General features: G+C 62.4%; 11 protein-coding genes and 1 pseudogene. 7 read left to right on the top strand and 5 right to left on the bottom strand.

Going from position 1 to position 13311, the window contains the following annotated elements:
• Nucleotides 1–12 precede the first annotated feature (12 nt).
• Nucleotides 13–1116: an RsmB/NOP family class I SAM-dependent RNA methyltransferase gene (locus ACTQXI_RS01550; protein WP_441048259.1), complete on the bottom strand. Its 1104-nt coding sequence runs from the start codon at nucleotides 1114–1116 to the stop codon at nucleotides 13–15.
• Nucleotides 1117–1267: 151 nt separating this feature from the next.
• On the bottom strand, nucleotides 1268–3418 hold the full coding sequence (locus ACTQXI_RS01545) for a methionine--tRNA ligase (RefSeq protein ID WP_441548187.1): 2151 nt from the start codon (nucleotides 3416–3418) through the stop codon (nucleotides 1268–1270).
• Nucleotides 3419–3550: 132 nt separating this feature from the next.
• On the opposite strand from ACTQXI_RS01545, the gene ACTQXI_RS01540 reads away from it, so the two are divergent.
• The 3 genes from ACTQXI_RS01540 (at nucleotide 3551) to queA (ending at nucleotide 6107) form a co-directional block, all read left to right on the top strand.
• Nucleotides 3551–4120: a DUF3267 domain-containing protein gene (locus ACTQXI_RS01540; protein ID WP_441548186.1), complete on the top strand. Its 570-nt coding sequence runs from the start codon at nucleotides 3551–3553 to the stop codon at nucleotides 4118–4120.
• A 129-nt stretch (nucleotides 4121–4249) separates the two neighbouring features.
• Complete coding sequence (locus tag ACTQXI_RS01535) at nucleotides 4250–4825, top strand: epoxyqueuosine reductase QueH (RefSeq protein WP_441048256.1); 576 nt, start codon at nucleotides 4250–4252, stop codon at nucleotides 4823–4825.
• Between the two features lie 70 nt (nucleotides 4826–4895).
• A complete protein-coding gene (queA, locus tag ACTQXI_RS01530; protein WP_441048327.1) occupies nucleotides 4896–6107 on the top strand; it encodes a tRNA preQ1(34) S-adenosylmethionine ribosyltransferase-isomerase QueA in 1212 nt (403 codons plus the stop codon).
• Between the two features lie 399 nt (nucleotides 6108–6506).
• Here queA and ACTQXI_RS01525 read toward each other — a convergent pair whose 3' ends face one another.
• Complete coding sequence (locus ACTQXI_RS01525) at nucleotides 6507–8279, bottom strand: hypothetical protein (RefSeq protein WP_441548185.1); 1773 nt, start codon at nucleotides 8277–8279, stop codon at nucleotides 6507–6509.
• A gap of 233 nt (nucleotides 8280–8512) precedes the next feature.
• Here ACTQXI_RS01525 and tgt point away from each other — a divergent pair, with 233 nt between their 5' ends.
• Both tgt and ACTQXI_RS01515 read left to right on the top strand, forming a co-directional pair.
• On the top strand, nucleotides 8513–9652 hold the full coding sequence (tgt, locus tag ACTQXI_RS01520) for a tRNA guanosine(34) transglycosylase Tgt (RefSeq protein ID WP_195622157.1): 1140 nt from the start codon (nucleotides 8513–8515) through the stop codon (nucleotides 9650–9652).
• Between the two features lie 233 nt (nucleotides 9653–9885).
• A complete protein-coding gene (locus ACTQXI_RS01515) occupies nucleotides 9886–10644 on the top strand; it encodes a TIGR00730 family Rossman fold protein (protein ID WP_441548184.1) in 759 nt (252 codons plus the stop codon).
• 50 nt (nucleotides 10645–10694) lie between these two features.
• Here the strand turns inward: ACTQXI_RS01515 and ACTQXI_RS01510 are convergent, their stop codons facing one another.
• Nucleotides 10695–10850 carry a hypothetical protein gene (locus ACTQXI_RS01510; RefSeq protein WP_441547602.1) on the bottom strand — a complete coding sequence of 52 codons (156 nt, stop codon included), beginning with the start codon at nucleotides 10848–10850 and terminating at the stop codon, nucleotides 10695–10697.
• A 14-nt stretch (nucleotides 10851–10864) separates the two neighbouring features.
• Nucleotides 10865–10990: pseudogene (locus ACTQXI_RS01505) on the bottom strand (DegV family protein); the annotation flags it as partial.
• A gap of 151 nt (nucleotides 10991–11141) precedes the next feature.
• On the opposite strand from ACTQXI_RS01505, the gene ACTQXI_RS01500 reads away from it, so the two are divergent.
• Together ACTQXI_RS01500 and ACTQXI_RS01495 are read left to right on the top strand one after the other, a co-directional pair.
• A complete protein-coding gene (locus ACTQXI_RS01500; RefSeq protein ID WP_441548183.1) occupies nucleotides 11142–11810 on the top strand; it encodes an HAD hydrolase-like protein in 669 nt (222 codons plus the stop codon).
• Between the two features lie 54 nt (nucleotides 11811–11864).
• On the top strand, nucleotides 11865–13301 hold the full coding sequence (locus ACTQXI_RS01495; protein WP_427719569.1) for a M20 family metallopeptidase: 1437 nt from the start codon (nucleotides 11865–11867) through the stop codon (nucleotides 13299–13301).
• Nucleotides 13302–13311 lie beyond the last annotated feature (10 nt).

Genomic DNA, 13311 nt, shown 5'->3' with positions numbered 1-13311 from the left:
TTGGTCCGTGCGCTAGCTGCGTTTTCGGATCAGAGCGATGTAGAAGCCCTCAAAGTCGCGGCTGGGCGGGATGGTCAGCGTGCCGGGCATGCCGTTGGCGACGGTCGAGACGTGGCCGGTGGCGATGGCCTCGGTGAGGGCGTTGCTCTCGACGCGTGGCTCTTCGCCAGCTTCCTGAGCACGGCGCGTTTCGCTTTCGCTCGGCGTGCCGTCGAGGGGGATGAGCTCGCAGTCCATGTGTTTGTCGAGGGCCTCTTGCAGGGCGTCCTCGTTTTCCTGCGGCAAGATCGAACAAGTGGAATAGACGAGCGTGCCGCCCGGCTTGAGGGCGCCCATGGCGCGGTCCAGAAGCGCGCGCTGCGAGCGGGCGCACTTGCAGAGCAGCTGCTCGGTCAGGCCGCGCAGGCTTTTCTCGTTGCCGCTGATGACAGTGCCCGTGCCGGTGCAGGGGGCGTCGAGCAGGATGCGGTCAAAGCGAAAGAATTCGTCGAGCTCGCGTGCGTCGATGCGCATGACGGGCACGTTTTTGGCGCCCTGGCGGCCCAAGTTGGCCTCGAGCTTTTCGGCGCGGGGAATGCTCATCTCGCAGGCGGTGAGGTGCGCCTGTCCCTGGGTAAGGGCGGCGATCTGCGTCGTCTTGCCGCCGGGGGCCGCGCACATGTCCAGGATATCCTCGCCGGCCTGAGCGCCCAGCACCAAAGGAGGCATCATGGACGACAGGCTCTGCAGATAGATTTTGCCGTTGCGGTAGATGTCGAGATCCCACAGATCGGATACCTGGGCCTCGGGCAGGATGAAAGCGTCCGGGTACCAGGCAACGGTTTGGTGGGCGATGCCGGCTGCGTCGAGCGCGGCGGCGATGTCCTCGGCGGTTGCCTTGAGCGTGTTGGCGCGCAGCGTGACCGGGCGCGTGGCTGCGGCGCCAAAGCCTTCGATCATGAGCTCGGCATCGGCAGGCGCATAGGCGCCGGCGACCGTGTCGACCATAAAGCGCGGCAGGTCGGCGGCGGAGTGTTGGGCGGCAAGCTGGTCGGAAAGCTCGGTAGCGGCAAACTGCCTAAGCTTGAGCTCGGGCTTAACCTGCTTTTTCTGCTTACGACGACGCGGCTTGGACATCCGTCCTTCCTTCCCATTCCATTAAAAGTAGTCAATTTGGGACGGGGCTATTTTAGCTGCCCGTCCGTTTCGGCAGGCGTTGCAGTTAAATTTGGGACGGGGTAGCTAAAATAGCCCCGTCCCAAATTGACTAGTCTGCCTTGGCGTTTGTCTAGTACTGGCTCTCGTGCTTGCTGAAGAAGTCGAAGCGCGGGGGCAGCGGCTTCACGCGGTGCTCGCCGGGCTTCTCGCCCAGGCTCTCCACAAACTCATCCGTGGAGGCAAAGATGTTGTCCCAGCTAAAGAAGGCGACCGGATCGATGTCGAAGTACTCGCAGATGAGCTCGCAGCCGGCCGGGACGATGCCGTGCATGAGCACGGTCGCCACGCGCAGCTCGGTAAAGGCGTCGACCAGTGCCTGCGTCATTGCGGTGTTTGCCTCGCTACCCTCGAGTTTGTTGGCAGCCTTGGAGGCGTCGCTCCAGCGCTTGTTGGCGGCACGCAGGTAGTCGTCGCACACGGCGAGCGCGCGGTGCGTCTCGAACTTGTACATGGCCTGCTCAAAGGCGAGAGCTGCCTGCTGGGCGGCTTCGACCACGGTGGCGGAGGCGGCACCGGCGGGGATGCAGCCGTTGCGGTAGGGGCTCTCGTCGCCCTCCTTGACGGCGACGCCGTAGAAGCAGCTGCGGGCCAGGCGGTTGAACACGCCGGTCAAAAGCGCGCTCTCCTTAAGGGCCGGGTCGATAACGCGCTTGTCGTCGCAGGCGCGTACCTCGTTGCCGTCCTTGTCCTTGCCGGTGACACGCGTGTCGTATGCCTTGGGGCTAAAGCTCACCGGCTTCTCGGACAGGCCGAGCGACAGCCAATGCGCGCGCATCTGCTCGCAGGTGTAGTGGTTGAGCAGGTCGTCTGCCGGCGGGGGAGGCGTCTGCGAGGACGAGCTGGCTTTTTTGCCCATGTAGAGCAGGTGATAGCAGGCGCTGACGGTGCTCTGCGTGAGGTTCCAACCCAGGGCCTCCCACATGGCGGTCTGCGCGATGCAGTAGAAGTAGATGTTGTCCTGACCGATAAACTGGTAGATCTGTGCGTCGTTCGAGCACCACCAGTCGCGCCAGTCGAGCGAGCTGTGCTGGTAGGTGGGCGCGGGGACCTGCGTGGAATCGGCGGCGGGCTCGCCCATAAGGGCGGCGTCCTGGGCGGCGACGCCCTCGGTCACTCCGGCGGCGCGGGCGTCGCGGGCGAGCACGGTGCGGGTGTAGCTGATGGGCGCCCACAGACTCTCGGGCCAGCACCAGCAGGTGACATCGGTCACGCCATCGACCTCGGGCACCGGAACGCCCCAGTCGATGTTGCCGGTGATGCGGAAGGGCACGAGCGCCTTGCCGCTGCGGAAGCGCACGCCGCCGTTGGCGAGCACCGCGTGGGCGGCGTCGCGCTCCTTCCAGCTGGGGAAGGTGACGGTAAAGCTGCTCTTGTTGCCCTCGGGCTCCAGCACGGTGTGCTCGGGGAGCTGGTCCTCGACGGCGTCGAAGGCCTCGCGGAACTTGTTCTGGATGTAGAGCTGTGCCGGCAGCAGCCACTCTTCCATGGTCTTGGAGACCACGGAGCGAACCTGCGGGTTCTGGGCGAGCTTGGCGGTGTAGGTCTTCATAAAGTCGAGGTAGGCCGGCAGGTCGAAGTAGAGGTTGTCGACCGGGCGCAGCTCGGGCACCTCGCCGGTGAGCTGGCTCTTGGGCGCGATGAGCTCCTCGGGCTCAAACTGGTGGCCCAGGTCGCACTCGTCGGCATAAGCCTTCTCGGACTTGCAGCCTTGGATGGGGCAGCGGCCGATGACCTGGCGACCGTTGAGGAACGTGCCGGCCTTGGCGTCGTAGAACTGAAGGGTAGAGCGCTTGGAGATGGTGCCCTGCTCGTGCAGGCGCTCGATAATCTCGGCGGTCACCTTGTTGTGAATCTGCGCCGCCGGCTCAAGGCCCGAGCCGCCGTAGATGTCGCAGCTGATGTTGTAGTTGTTGAGGGTCGCGGCCTGGCGGGAGTGATTGGACTCGACATACTCGCTAATGGACTTATCGTAGCCCTCGTTCTCCTTGAGCTTGCGGTAGCTCTCCATGATGGGCGAGCCGTAGCAGTCGGTGCCCGAGGTGAAGATGACGTTCTCGCGGCCCAGGCGGTCGCGCAGGAAGCGGGCGAAGAAGTCGGCCGGGACAAAGACGCCGCCAACGTGGCCAAAGTGAAGACCCTTGTTGCCATAGGGCTCGCCGGCGGTAACGATGGCGCGGCGGGGCCAGCTGGGACGGTCGTTCATGGAGTATTTGGATGCCATGGGACTCCTTCGCATATGGTGAGAGCGCAGCCGGGCGCAAGGCCTGGCGACGCGGTGGTCAATTCGTGCATATCGTTCGACATTATCGCACATGCGGACGGGTACGTGGCAGGGGCGCTATCCTAAGATGCTATGAATGAGATTTCCAACATACATGCGTTTGAAGACGAGGATTTCCTGCACGCTTGCTTTGTGTGGGGGATGGCCGTGCTTGGCGCGTTTGCCGTGTGCCTGGTGCCGGTGTTTATGCTGCTGGGTGGGCCCGCGGACTTGGATGCGGCTGACGCGGGTGGCTGGACGGCTGTCTTGGGCTGGATAGTCGGCTTGGCTGCGGTTTCGGCGGCGTCATTTGCCGCGCACGAGTTGGTGCACGGGGTGTTCTTTAAGCTGCTGGCTCCTGCGGGCGCGCAGGTGACCTTTGGGGCGAACCTCGAGACGTGCATGATTTACGCCTGCGCCGAGGGCGTGGTGTATTCGCGCCGGCGGTACGTGGCAGTTTGTCTGGCGCCGACGGTTGTCGTGACGACAGCATTTGCCCTGGGGTTTGCGTTTTCGGGCTATCCGCTGCTGTGCTACCTGGCAGCCGGCTTGCACTTGTCGGGCTGTGTGGGCGACTGGTATTACGTGCGGACCATTTTGCGCGACCGCCGCATTGTCGCCTGCGAGGACACGTCCTTTGGCGTGCGCTTTTTTGGTCAGTAGTCTTTTTGGGACGGGGCTATTTTGACTACTTTTTGGAGATGGGTATTTTTGACTGCTTTACGTCAAAAGTAGTCAAAATAGCCCCGTCCCAAAAAGACTACCCTGGGCAAAGATTGGGAGGAGATGTCCATGAAGCCGCTGCTGCTGCATGCGTGCTGTGCGCCGTGCTCGCTTGAGCCGGTTCGTCTGCTGCGTGAGGAGGGGTTTGAGCCCACGATTTGCTGGACCAACCCCAATATTCAGCCGCGCGATGAATGGCAGCGGCGTTTGGACGAGCTGCGCCGGTGGTGTGCCGATGGCGACATCGAGCTCATCGAGGCGGGGGAGGACCGCGAGCGCTGGGAGGCCGGCGTGGCCCCGCTGGGCGCCGATCGACCCCGTCGCTGTCGTGCGTGCTATGCCCTGCGCCTGGCCGAGGCATGCCGTGTGGCCCAGGAGTGCGGGTTTGAGTTTGTGGGTACGACGCTCGCCGTCTCGCCGTATCAGTTGTTCGACACCTGCAACGATGTGTTGGAGCGCTTGGCGGCGGCACATGGTCTCACCCCGGTGATTCGCGATTTTCGCCCGTATTATCCCGAGGCGACACGCCGTTCGCGCGAGCTGGGCATGTATCGGCAGAACTATTGCGGCTGCCGATTCTCGGCCGTCGAGGCGGCCATGGACCGCGCCCGCATCCGCGACGAGCGCAAAGCCGCCAAAAAGTAGTCCTTTTGGGCTGGCAGCCTGCTAGGATGTAGAGCGGATTTTAGCTATATAAGGAGTATTCGACGTGTCTATGCGTACCGATGATTTTGACTACAACCTTCCTGAGGAACTGATTGCCCAGGCTCCTGCCGAGCCGCGCGACTCCTGCCGCCTGCTGGTGGTTGACCGCAAGGGCTCCCAGGCGGGAACGCCGCTGGAGCATGGCGGCACCGTCGAGCACCGCATCTTCCGCGACATCATCGACTATATCGAGCCGGGCGACGTGCTCGTCATCAACCAGACGCGCGTGATGCCGGCCCGCCTTATCGGTCGCAAGGCCGGCTCGGGCGGCGTGGTCGAAACACTGCTGCTCAAGCGCCGCGAGGACGTGGATCCGCTGGGTCACGTTTGGGAGTGCTTGGTCAAGCCGGGCAAGCGCCTAAAGCCCGGCGCTCAGATTGAGTATCGCGCCGGTGGCGCCCATGCGCCCGAGGGCGCGCCCGTGGTGCTGACGGCCGAGGTCGTCGACTTTGTCACCGATAGCCGCGGCGGCCGCCTGGTGCGTTTTGAGCCAGCCGGTTGCAATGCCGCCGGCGACCCGCGCACGCTCGACGAGGCCATCCATGCTGCCGGCCACGTGCCGCTGCCGCCCTACATTACCGATTACGAGGGCGATCCCGAGAAGTACCAGACCGTTTACGCCATGAAGGAGGAGCACTCAGCTGCCGCTCCCACGGCGGGCCTGCACTTTACTCCCGAGCTCATGGCGGCTATCGAGGCCAAGGGTGCGAAGTTTGCCGCTGTCGAGCTCGAGGTGGGCATCGATACCTTCCGTCTGGTGGAGGAGGACGACCCCACGCAGCACGTGATGCACACCGAGCGCTATCACGTGTCGCAGGAGGTTGTCGACGCCGTGCATAAGGCTAAGGCCGAGGGGCATCGCGTGATTGCTGTCGGTACCACCGCAGTCCGCTCGCTCGAGAGTGCGTTTGACGCGGACGCGCCGGTGTCCGATCCGGCTGTGACGGCGCGCTATTTTGAGGGCCGTGAGGACGGGGCCGACACGCTCGGCCGTGGTGACATCGTGGCGCGCGAGAACGCGACGACGCAGCTCTACCTCATGCCCGGCTCGACCTATCACGTGGTCGACGCGCTGATCACTAACTTCCATGTTCCGCGCTCCACACTCATGATGCTCGTGAGCGCACTTGCCACCCGCGATCAGATCATGGATGCCTATGCCGCCGCTATCGAGCAGCGCTACCGCTTCTTCAGCTTTGGCGACGCCATGCTCATTTGTTAGTTACGCGGTTCTACGAACCGCGTAACTGCTCGACGCTGCGCGGGCCGCATTTGGACAATCTGACGTTCAACTTCAAGGGCGCGACCAGAAGGTCAGCGCCCTTTCGTTTCACGTCACCTTGCCTCAAATGCGACCCGCTCGCTGTCGCTGCCAAAACATCGGCATTTCTTTGGTTGTCAAGAGATTGCCGTTCTGGCGGGTTTTCGCTGACTTCGCCAAAACATTGGCGTTGCCGTGGTTCAACCTGCCAAAAAGGGACAGGTTTATTTTGGCAGGTTTTATCTGGGCAAACGTTGTTGGTGCAATGGGGACTGCTTTATATGCACCAAGTTGGTGCAAAGTAGCCTGGCCCCTTTGCGCCAATCAAAACGTTGCGGTGAGTGTTTTTTGGCAGCTGGTTTACTTGCTCGCAAACAGCCAGATTAGGACGATCACGAGGATTACAGCGACAATGCAGACGATTGCGCCGGTGAATTTGACGCGTGAGTCGCGGGTGCGCTCGCGCACGTCGTTCTCGGCGGCTTCGAGCTGAGCCACTTCGCGCTCGGTTTCGGCGCGCTCGTCCTTATCGCGAGCCAGGGAGCCCGCGAGCGATTCGGTGATCTCGGGATGGTTGTGCACCTCGGTCGCCTGCTCGATGATCGACTGCGCATGCGCGACGTCCGCCTGGGCATTGGCGATAGCCTGCTCTTGCTCTTGACGCGCTTTGTCCTCGGTGACGATCTTCTCGCGTAATTCGCGCTGGCGCGTTGCAGCGGCCGCCTTTGCGGTCTGCAGCTCGTCGCGCGCGGCATCGGCCTCGGCCGTCACGGCCTGATGGGCGCGCTTGGCGTCGGCGATGGGGGCTTGCGCCTGCTCGACGGCGTGCTCGGCAGCTGCGAGCGAGTGCTCAAGATCGGCGGTGATGCGCGGGACATCCTCCTCGGCTTTACGCAGGGCATCAGCCGTGTCGGAGATCTGCATCGAAAGCTCGCTAGTGCGCACCGTATAGTTGGCGGGATTTGCCGAGGGATTGCGTTGCAGCTCGGCATACTCACGGCGCAACGTTTCGAGTTGAGCACGCGTGGCGTCGATGGTTTGCTGCGCTGCGGCAACGCCGGCGTCGCGCTCGGCCTGTACCTTGTCGCGGATGCGCTTGGAATCCTCGAGACGTCGTACGAGGCGGTTACCGGTCTCGCGCGAGCTGGCTTCGCGCGCTTCGACGGCATCGAGTGCGGCTTTGAGACGCCGCTCGGTGGCGCCGTCCTCTTCTTTTATTTGTTCGAGCTGCGCTTTGAGCTCTGTTGTCTTGGCGGCATGGGTATCGCGGCCGATTTCTGCCGCCGCAATGGTCTTTTGTGCCGTGTCGATAGCGTGGCGCTGCTCTGCGACGATTTGGTCGTAGCGGCCTGCGATATCCTGGCGCGTCTCGAGCTCCTCGCCTTGATCGGCGATGCGCTGATCAAGTTCGGCCAGGTGGGCACGAGCGTCCGCGAGCGCCTTCTTTGCGGCGTTCATCTCGCGCATGGCAGAGGCGCCCTGGGCGATAAAAGTGCCTACGGCGTTTGCTGTATTTGAGACGGCGGTTCCCAGATCGCGGCTGGCTGCAGGGGCGTGTGGAGCGGTCGGGTGACCGGCGTCGGCCGTACCCGCATCGGGCGCCTGCGACGTGGCGATATTGCCGGTGCCACCCTCGATCACGGAAAATCCGGCAGTGTGCGGGTCAACTGCATCTGCGCCAATTGTAGGGTGCTCGAGCTGTAAGAACGAAGGTACGGTGCTGCCTTGGTCGGCAACGGGGGTCTCGCCAGGCACGAAGGTCGATGCGGCCTCGGCGGCCTTCTCTTCTTCGGCGTCCACATCGGCGTCGGCCACGGCGTCTTTCATTGCTTTGACGGCATCCATCATGGAGTCCATGACGGCATCGAGCTCTTCTTCCGAAGATACCTCGATGGGGCCTGCCGCCTGTGACGCGGGGTCCGTGTCGGGCTCGGCGTCGTTCGACTCCGGTTGCTCGCCTTCGTCATGCTCGACAGTATCGCCTGTGTCTGTTGCCTTATCCGCACCGGCGTGCGCATCTTCGGCGGATGCATCGACGGAGGCGGCGACGCAGGTAGGAGTGCTGCAGTCGTCGACGGCGTCTGCGGAATCATCAATATGCTGCTGAGTCTGGGGGTCCAGCTCGTCTGTCATAGGCATGTGCTCCTCATCGTTGATTGTCACCCTATGATAAAGTCTCGCGCCGGCATCCCGCGCGCCGCAGCAAAGTTTCAAAACGTGTTCGATGGTTCGCTTGGATAGCAAAAATTTGGCCGCTCTATTCAGTTTGCGCTTGACATTCCCTTCTCCGAAAGACGTTATGCCGTTCGCCTGCCGCGGTCTTTATAATGGTTTGCGTATGAACCGCAACCAAGGAGTTCCAGTTTATGGACCAGAGCCTATTTAAATTCGACCTGATCGCCGAGGATCCGACGACTCATGCGCGCGCCGGCGTGCTGCACACTCCGCACGGCGACATCGAGACGCCGATCTTTATGCCCGTGGGCACCAAGGCAAACGTCAAGGGCATTCCTACCGAGACCGTCAAGCAGCTCGGTGCCCAGATCGTGCTCGCCAATACCTATCACCTGTCCATGCGTCCCGGCGAGGATACCATCGCCGAGTTGGGTGGCCTGCACAAGTTTATGAACTGGCATGGCCCCATCCTCACTGATTCCGGCGGTTTCCAGGTGTTCAGCCACAACGACGCCGTCAAGCTCACCGACGAGGGCGTGCGCTTTATTGTCAACGACTACGACGGCCGCCACGTGTTCTGGACGCCCGAGGATAACATGGAAATCGCCATGAAGCTTGGCTCCGACATCTGCATGCAGCTCGACCAGTGCCCGGGCTATCCCGCCACGCGCGCCTACGTTGAGCGCGCCGTTGAGCTGTCGAGCATGTGGGCCGAGCGCTGCTATAAAGCTCATACCCGCGACGACCAGGCGCTCTTTGGCATCGTTCAGGGCGGCATGCATCTGGACCTGCGCCTGCGTTCGCTGCGCCATCTGGAGGAGTGCGGTGACTTCCCCGGTTACGGCATTGGCGGCTACTCGGTGGGCGAGGACCACGAGACCATGTTTGAGACGCTGGCACCGCTCGCGAGCGAGTACATGCCCAAACATAAGCCGCGCTACCTGATGGGCGTCGGCAACCCGACGACGCTCGTGCGTGGTGTAGGCGTGGGCATCGATATGTTCGACTGCGTGCTGCCGACGCGCACCGGCCGCATGGGGACGGCGTTTTCGAGCGAGGGTCGCCTTAACTTCCGCAATGCCCGCTTTGCGCACGACGACGGCCCCATCGATCCCACCTGTACCTGCCCGGTGTGCACGGGCGGCTACAGCCGTGCGCTCATTCGCCACATGGTCACGCAGAAGGAGATGCTCGGCGGCATTTTGCTTTCGATGCACAACATCTACTACCTGCTCAACCTTATGCAGCGTGCCCGCCAGGCCATTATCGAGGGCCGTTACGGTGCGTTCGTGAGCGACTGGATGAACAGCCCCGCGGCAGTGGATTACTAAGAGCTGCGGGTGCGCTTGCGGGGGCGCTCGCGCGGTGTCGAGGCTACGTGCCAATCGACCGTGCGTAGCCGGCGCCGGGCATCGCATGCGTCGGCATCGGTTGCACGACCTCTGACCGATGCCTTGCAAGCGCTTGATGCATCGTGGGCACCATACCGAATGGTTGATGTTCGGGCGGGTGTTTGACGCATGGCGTCGACCCCGCCCGTTTCTATTTTCGATAGGAGTATCCCATGATTAAGAATGAGAACGTCGAGGGCGAGCCGGCCTACGACGAGACGTACCGACGCGGCCCCGTGGTTATGCGCGGCCCTATGATTCCTAAGGACAACACCTACGCCAACCTGCTGGCGCCCGAGGACTCGACTGACTGGTTGCACGCCGACCCGTGGCGTGTGCTGCGCATTCAGGCCGAGTTTGTCGATGGCTTCGGCGCGCTTGCCGAGCTCGGGCCCGCGGTGACCATCTTCGGCAGTGCCCGCACGCCCAAGACCGATCCGCTCTACAAGGCGGCGCGCACGGTCGGCCGCAAGATCGCGCAGCGCGGCGTGGCGGTTATCACCGGCGGTGGTCCTGGCATTATGGAGGCGGCCAACAGGGGAGCGGCGAGCGCCAACGGCAAGTCGGTCGGCTTGGGTATTGAGCTTCCGCACGAGCATGGGCTCAACAAATACGTGAACCTCGGCATGGACTTCCGTTACTTCTTTGTGCGCAAGACCATGTTTGTCAAATACAGCTCGGGCGCCATCGTGTTTCCCGGTGGTTTTGGTACGCTCGACGAGATGTTTGAGGTGCTCACGCTGGTGCAGACGCACAAGGTCAAGCGCATGCCGCTTGTTTTGGTGGGCAGCGAATACTGGCAGGGCCTGTTCGACTGGCTCAACGGCCCGGTGATGGATGCCGGCATGATCAGCCCACTCGATCCAGACCTCGTCCACATCACCGATGACCTCAACGAGGCCGTCGATGTTGTCCTGAGCGGGCTGATGTAGGGTAGGTAAAATGGGACGGGGCTAAAAAGACTGGTCTGAAACGTTTGATATCAGTCTTTTTGGCCCCGTCCCAAATGAACTGCTTCTAAGTTGCGGTGGAATAGGGATTGGTTGGCGACGATGCGCTTGGCGCCACGACCCTTTTTGATCGCCTTGATCTCGCCCGATTTCCACTCCGGCGAAACGGCCAGGCGAATATTGAGCATCTGCGTGAGCTGGCCTGCACCTGGTCGAGCAGGTCTTCGCCTTCGATAATCACATGAAGTGGAATCACGTAAATGCCGAGCTCTTGGGCGCGGGCGGGGGAGATGTCCGACGTGGAGTCGGTTATGATGGCAAAAGACATAATTGCACCTTTCGTTGGGGCGTGACGGCGCCGCCTTCTGAGAGCAAAGTGCGATAAGTAAAGTAGAGACGCTCCACATTGCTAGGTTCAATTGTTGAATAGTCAACAGTTTGAAGTGTCGGTGTGGAAATCGTCAACTGGGGGAAGAGGGATGTCGATGGAGGCGCTGGAGATATGCAAGCGGCCGGTCGTGCTGTTTGATTTTGACGGCACGGTGGCCGATACGGGCCGGGCGGTGATGACCTCGACGCGTAAAACGCTGGCTGCGCGCGGGTTTTCTGAGGCGCAGATGGGTGACCTGCGCCGCATGATCGGGCCTCCGTTGTGGAAGAGCTTCCACGACTTTTACGGCTTCTCGCGCGAGGAGTCGCTTGTGGTGGCCGACGAGTACCGTGCCTTTTTTGATGAGCTGGGACCGGAAGAGTACCCCGTGTTCGATGGAATTCCCGAACTGCTCGATGGCCTGGCCGCCCAGGGGCATCACTTGGCCGTAGCGACGTCGCGCATGGAGGCAAAGTGCATCGACATGGTGGGCGAGCTGGGGCTTTCGCAGTTTGAGGCGGTGGTCGGTATGAATCCGCCGCAGGGGCGCGAGACCAAGGCCGATTCGGTTCGCGATGCCCTGGCGGCGCTCGGTGCGACGGCGGACGATGCCGTGATGATCGGCGATCGCTTTAACGATGTGGAGGGCGCGCACGCAATGGGCGTGCCGTGCATTGGCATCTATTCGGGCGCGGCGGTGCCGGGCGAGCACGAGGCGGCGGGTGCCGACGCAGTGGTGCACTCGGTGGCCGAGCTTGCTAAACTTTTTGCCATCTAATGACGTTATGCGAGGGGCGGGTGTGGCCGTCGCTCATTGGTAAGGAGATCGTCCATGAATCAGGTGGAACAGAGCGTTACCGAGTATGTCGACGAGATCTGGGAAGATGTCGTTGCCGATATCGAGCAGCTGGTGAGCTATCCGTCCGTGGCCGTTGCTGCCCATGCGGAGCCCGGTGCGCCGTTTGGCCGCCCGGTCCGTGATGCGCTCGATTGTGCGCTCGGTATTGCGCAAAAGCTCGGCTACCAGACGAGCGACGACGAGGGCTATGTGGGCATCGCCGACATTCCCGGCCGCGGCGATAAGCAGCTTGCGACCATCTGCCATGTGGATGTGGTGCCCGCCGGTCCCGGTTGGAACACCGACCCGTTTGCGATGGAGCGCCGCGAGGGCTGGCTGCTCGGTCGTGGCGTGATCGACGACAAGGGCCCGGCCGTGTTGTCGCTCTACGCCGGTGCCTACCTGATCAAGCACGGCATTGTGCCGCGCTATACCTTCCGCGCGCTGCTGGGCTGCGATGAGGAAGTGGGCATGTCCGACGTTCACCATTATCTGGAGAACCACGCAGACCCCGACTTTTTGTTTACGCCCGATGCCGAGTTCCCGGTCTGCAATGCCGAGAAGGGCCAGTTTGGGGCGACGTTTGTGAGCTCCAAGATCGACGGCGGGCGCATCGTATCGTGGAGCGGTGCCGAGGCGAGCAACGCCATTCCGTCGCAGTCTATCTGCGAGCTCGCGATTGCCGCCGATGAGCTGCCGGCGCCCGTTGAGAACGCCGACCGCCTGGAGATCACGGCGCTCGATAACGGGCATGCGCAGATTTTCGCCCACGGTATTGGCGGTCACGCTTCGATGCCCGAGGGAACGATCAATGCCGTCGGCCTCATAGTGGCGTATCTGCGCGAGGCCGAGGACGCGTTTGGTGCACGCGACGAGCGCCTGCTGACGCCCGCCGAGCACGAGTTTGTCAAGTTTCTGACCTTTGTACATGCGGATGCCTATGGCCACGGCCTGGGTATCGACGCGACGAGCCCGGCGTTTGGCCCGCTCACGTGCAACCCCGGTGTTATCCGTGTGATGGATGGCCATATTGAGCAGGTCATCGACGTACGTTTCCCCGACAGCACGAGCGCCGATACCATCTGCGAGCAGCTCGAGCCGCTCGTGGGCCGCTTTGGCGTGACGTGCCGTGTGGGTCGTGCAAAGGTGCCGTTCTCGGTGTCCGCCGACGATCCGGCCGTGAAGGCGCTTATTGATACCTATAACGAGTTTACGGGCAAGCATGCCGAGCCCTTTGCCATGGGCGGCGGCACGTACGCGCGCAACTTTGCCCGCGCCGTGTCGTTTGGCCCCGAGGAAACCGGCCTGGAGCTGCCCGCATGGGGCGGCCAGATGCACGGCCCCAACGAGTGCGCCAACGAGGAACAGCTCAAGCAGGCGCTCAAGATCTATATTGTTGCGATCCTCCGTTTGAATGAATTAGAGCTTTAAGGTTTCGCGG

Origin of the sequence: Collinsella sp. LCP19S3_C9, assembly GCF_052121575.1 — a bacterium.
In the GTDB taxonomy this organism is placed as follows: Bacteria; Actinomycetota; Coriobacteriia; order Coriobacteriales; family Coriobacteriaceae; genus Collinsella.
This window is presented reverse-complemented; position numbering and strand designations above follow the sequence as displayed.

Coding starts and splice junctions, on each gene's coding strand:
- ACTQXI_RS01550 (WP_441048259.1), bottom strand. CDS start 1,116: ATGTCCAAGCCGCGTCGTCGTAAGCAGAAAAAGCAGGTTAAGCCCGAG.
- ACTQXI_RS01545 (WP_441548187.1), bottom strand. CDS start 3,418: ATGGCATCCAAATACTCCATGAACGACCGTCCCAGCTGGCCCCGCCGC.
- ACTQXI_RS01540 (WP_441548186.1), top strand. CDS start 3,551: ATGAATGAGATTTCCAACATACATGCGTTTGAAGACGAGGATTTCCTG.
- ACTQXI_RS01535 (WP_441048256.1), top strand. CDS start 4,250: ATGAAGCCGCTGCTGCTGCATGCGTGCTGTGCGCCGTGCTCGCTTGAG.
- queA (WP_441048327.1), top strand. CDS start 4,896: ATGCGTACCGATGATTTTGACTACAACCTTCCTGAGGAACTGATTGCC.
- ACTQXI_RS01525 (WP_441548185.1), bottom strand. CDS start 8,279: ATGACAGACGAGCTGGACCCCCAGACTCAGCAGCATATTGATGATTCC.
- tgt (WP_195622157.1), top strand. CDS start 8,513: ATGGACCAGAGCCTATTTAAATTCGACCTGATCGCCGAGGATCCGACG.
- ACTQXI_RS01515 (WP_441548184.1), top strand. CDS start 9,886: ATGATTAAGAATGAGAACGTCGAGGGCGAGCCGGCCTACGACGAGACG.
- ACTQXI_RS01510 (WP_441547602.1), bottom strand. CDS start 10,850: ATGCTCAATATTCGCCTGGCCGTTTCGCCGGAGTGGAAATCGGGCGAG.
- ACTQXI_RS01500 (WP_441548183.1), top strand. CDS start 11,142: ATGTCGATGGAGGCGCTGGAGATATGCAAGCGGCCGGTCGTGCTGTTT.
- ACTQXI_RS01495 (WP_427719569.1), top strand. CDS start 11,865: ATGAATCAGGTGGAACAGAGCGTTACCGAGTATGTCGACGAGATCTGG.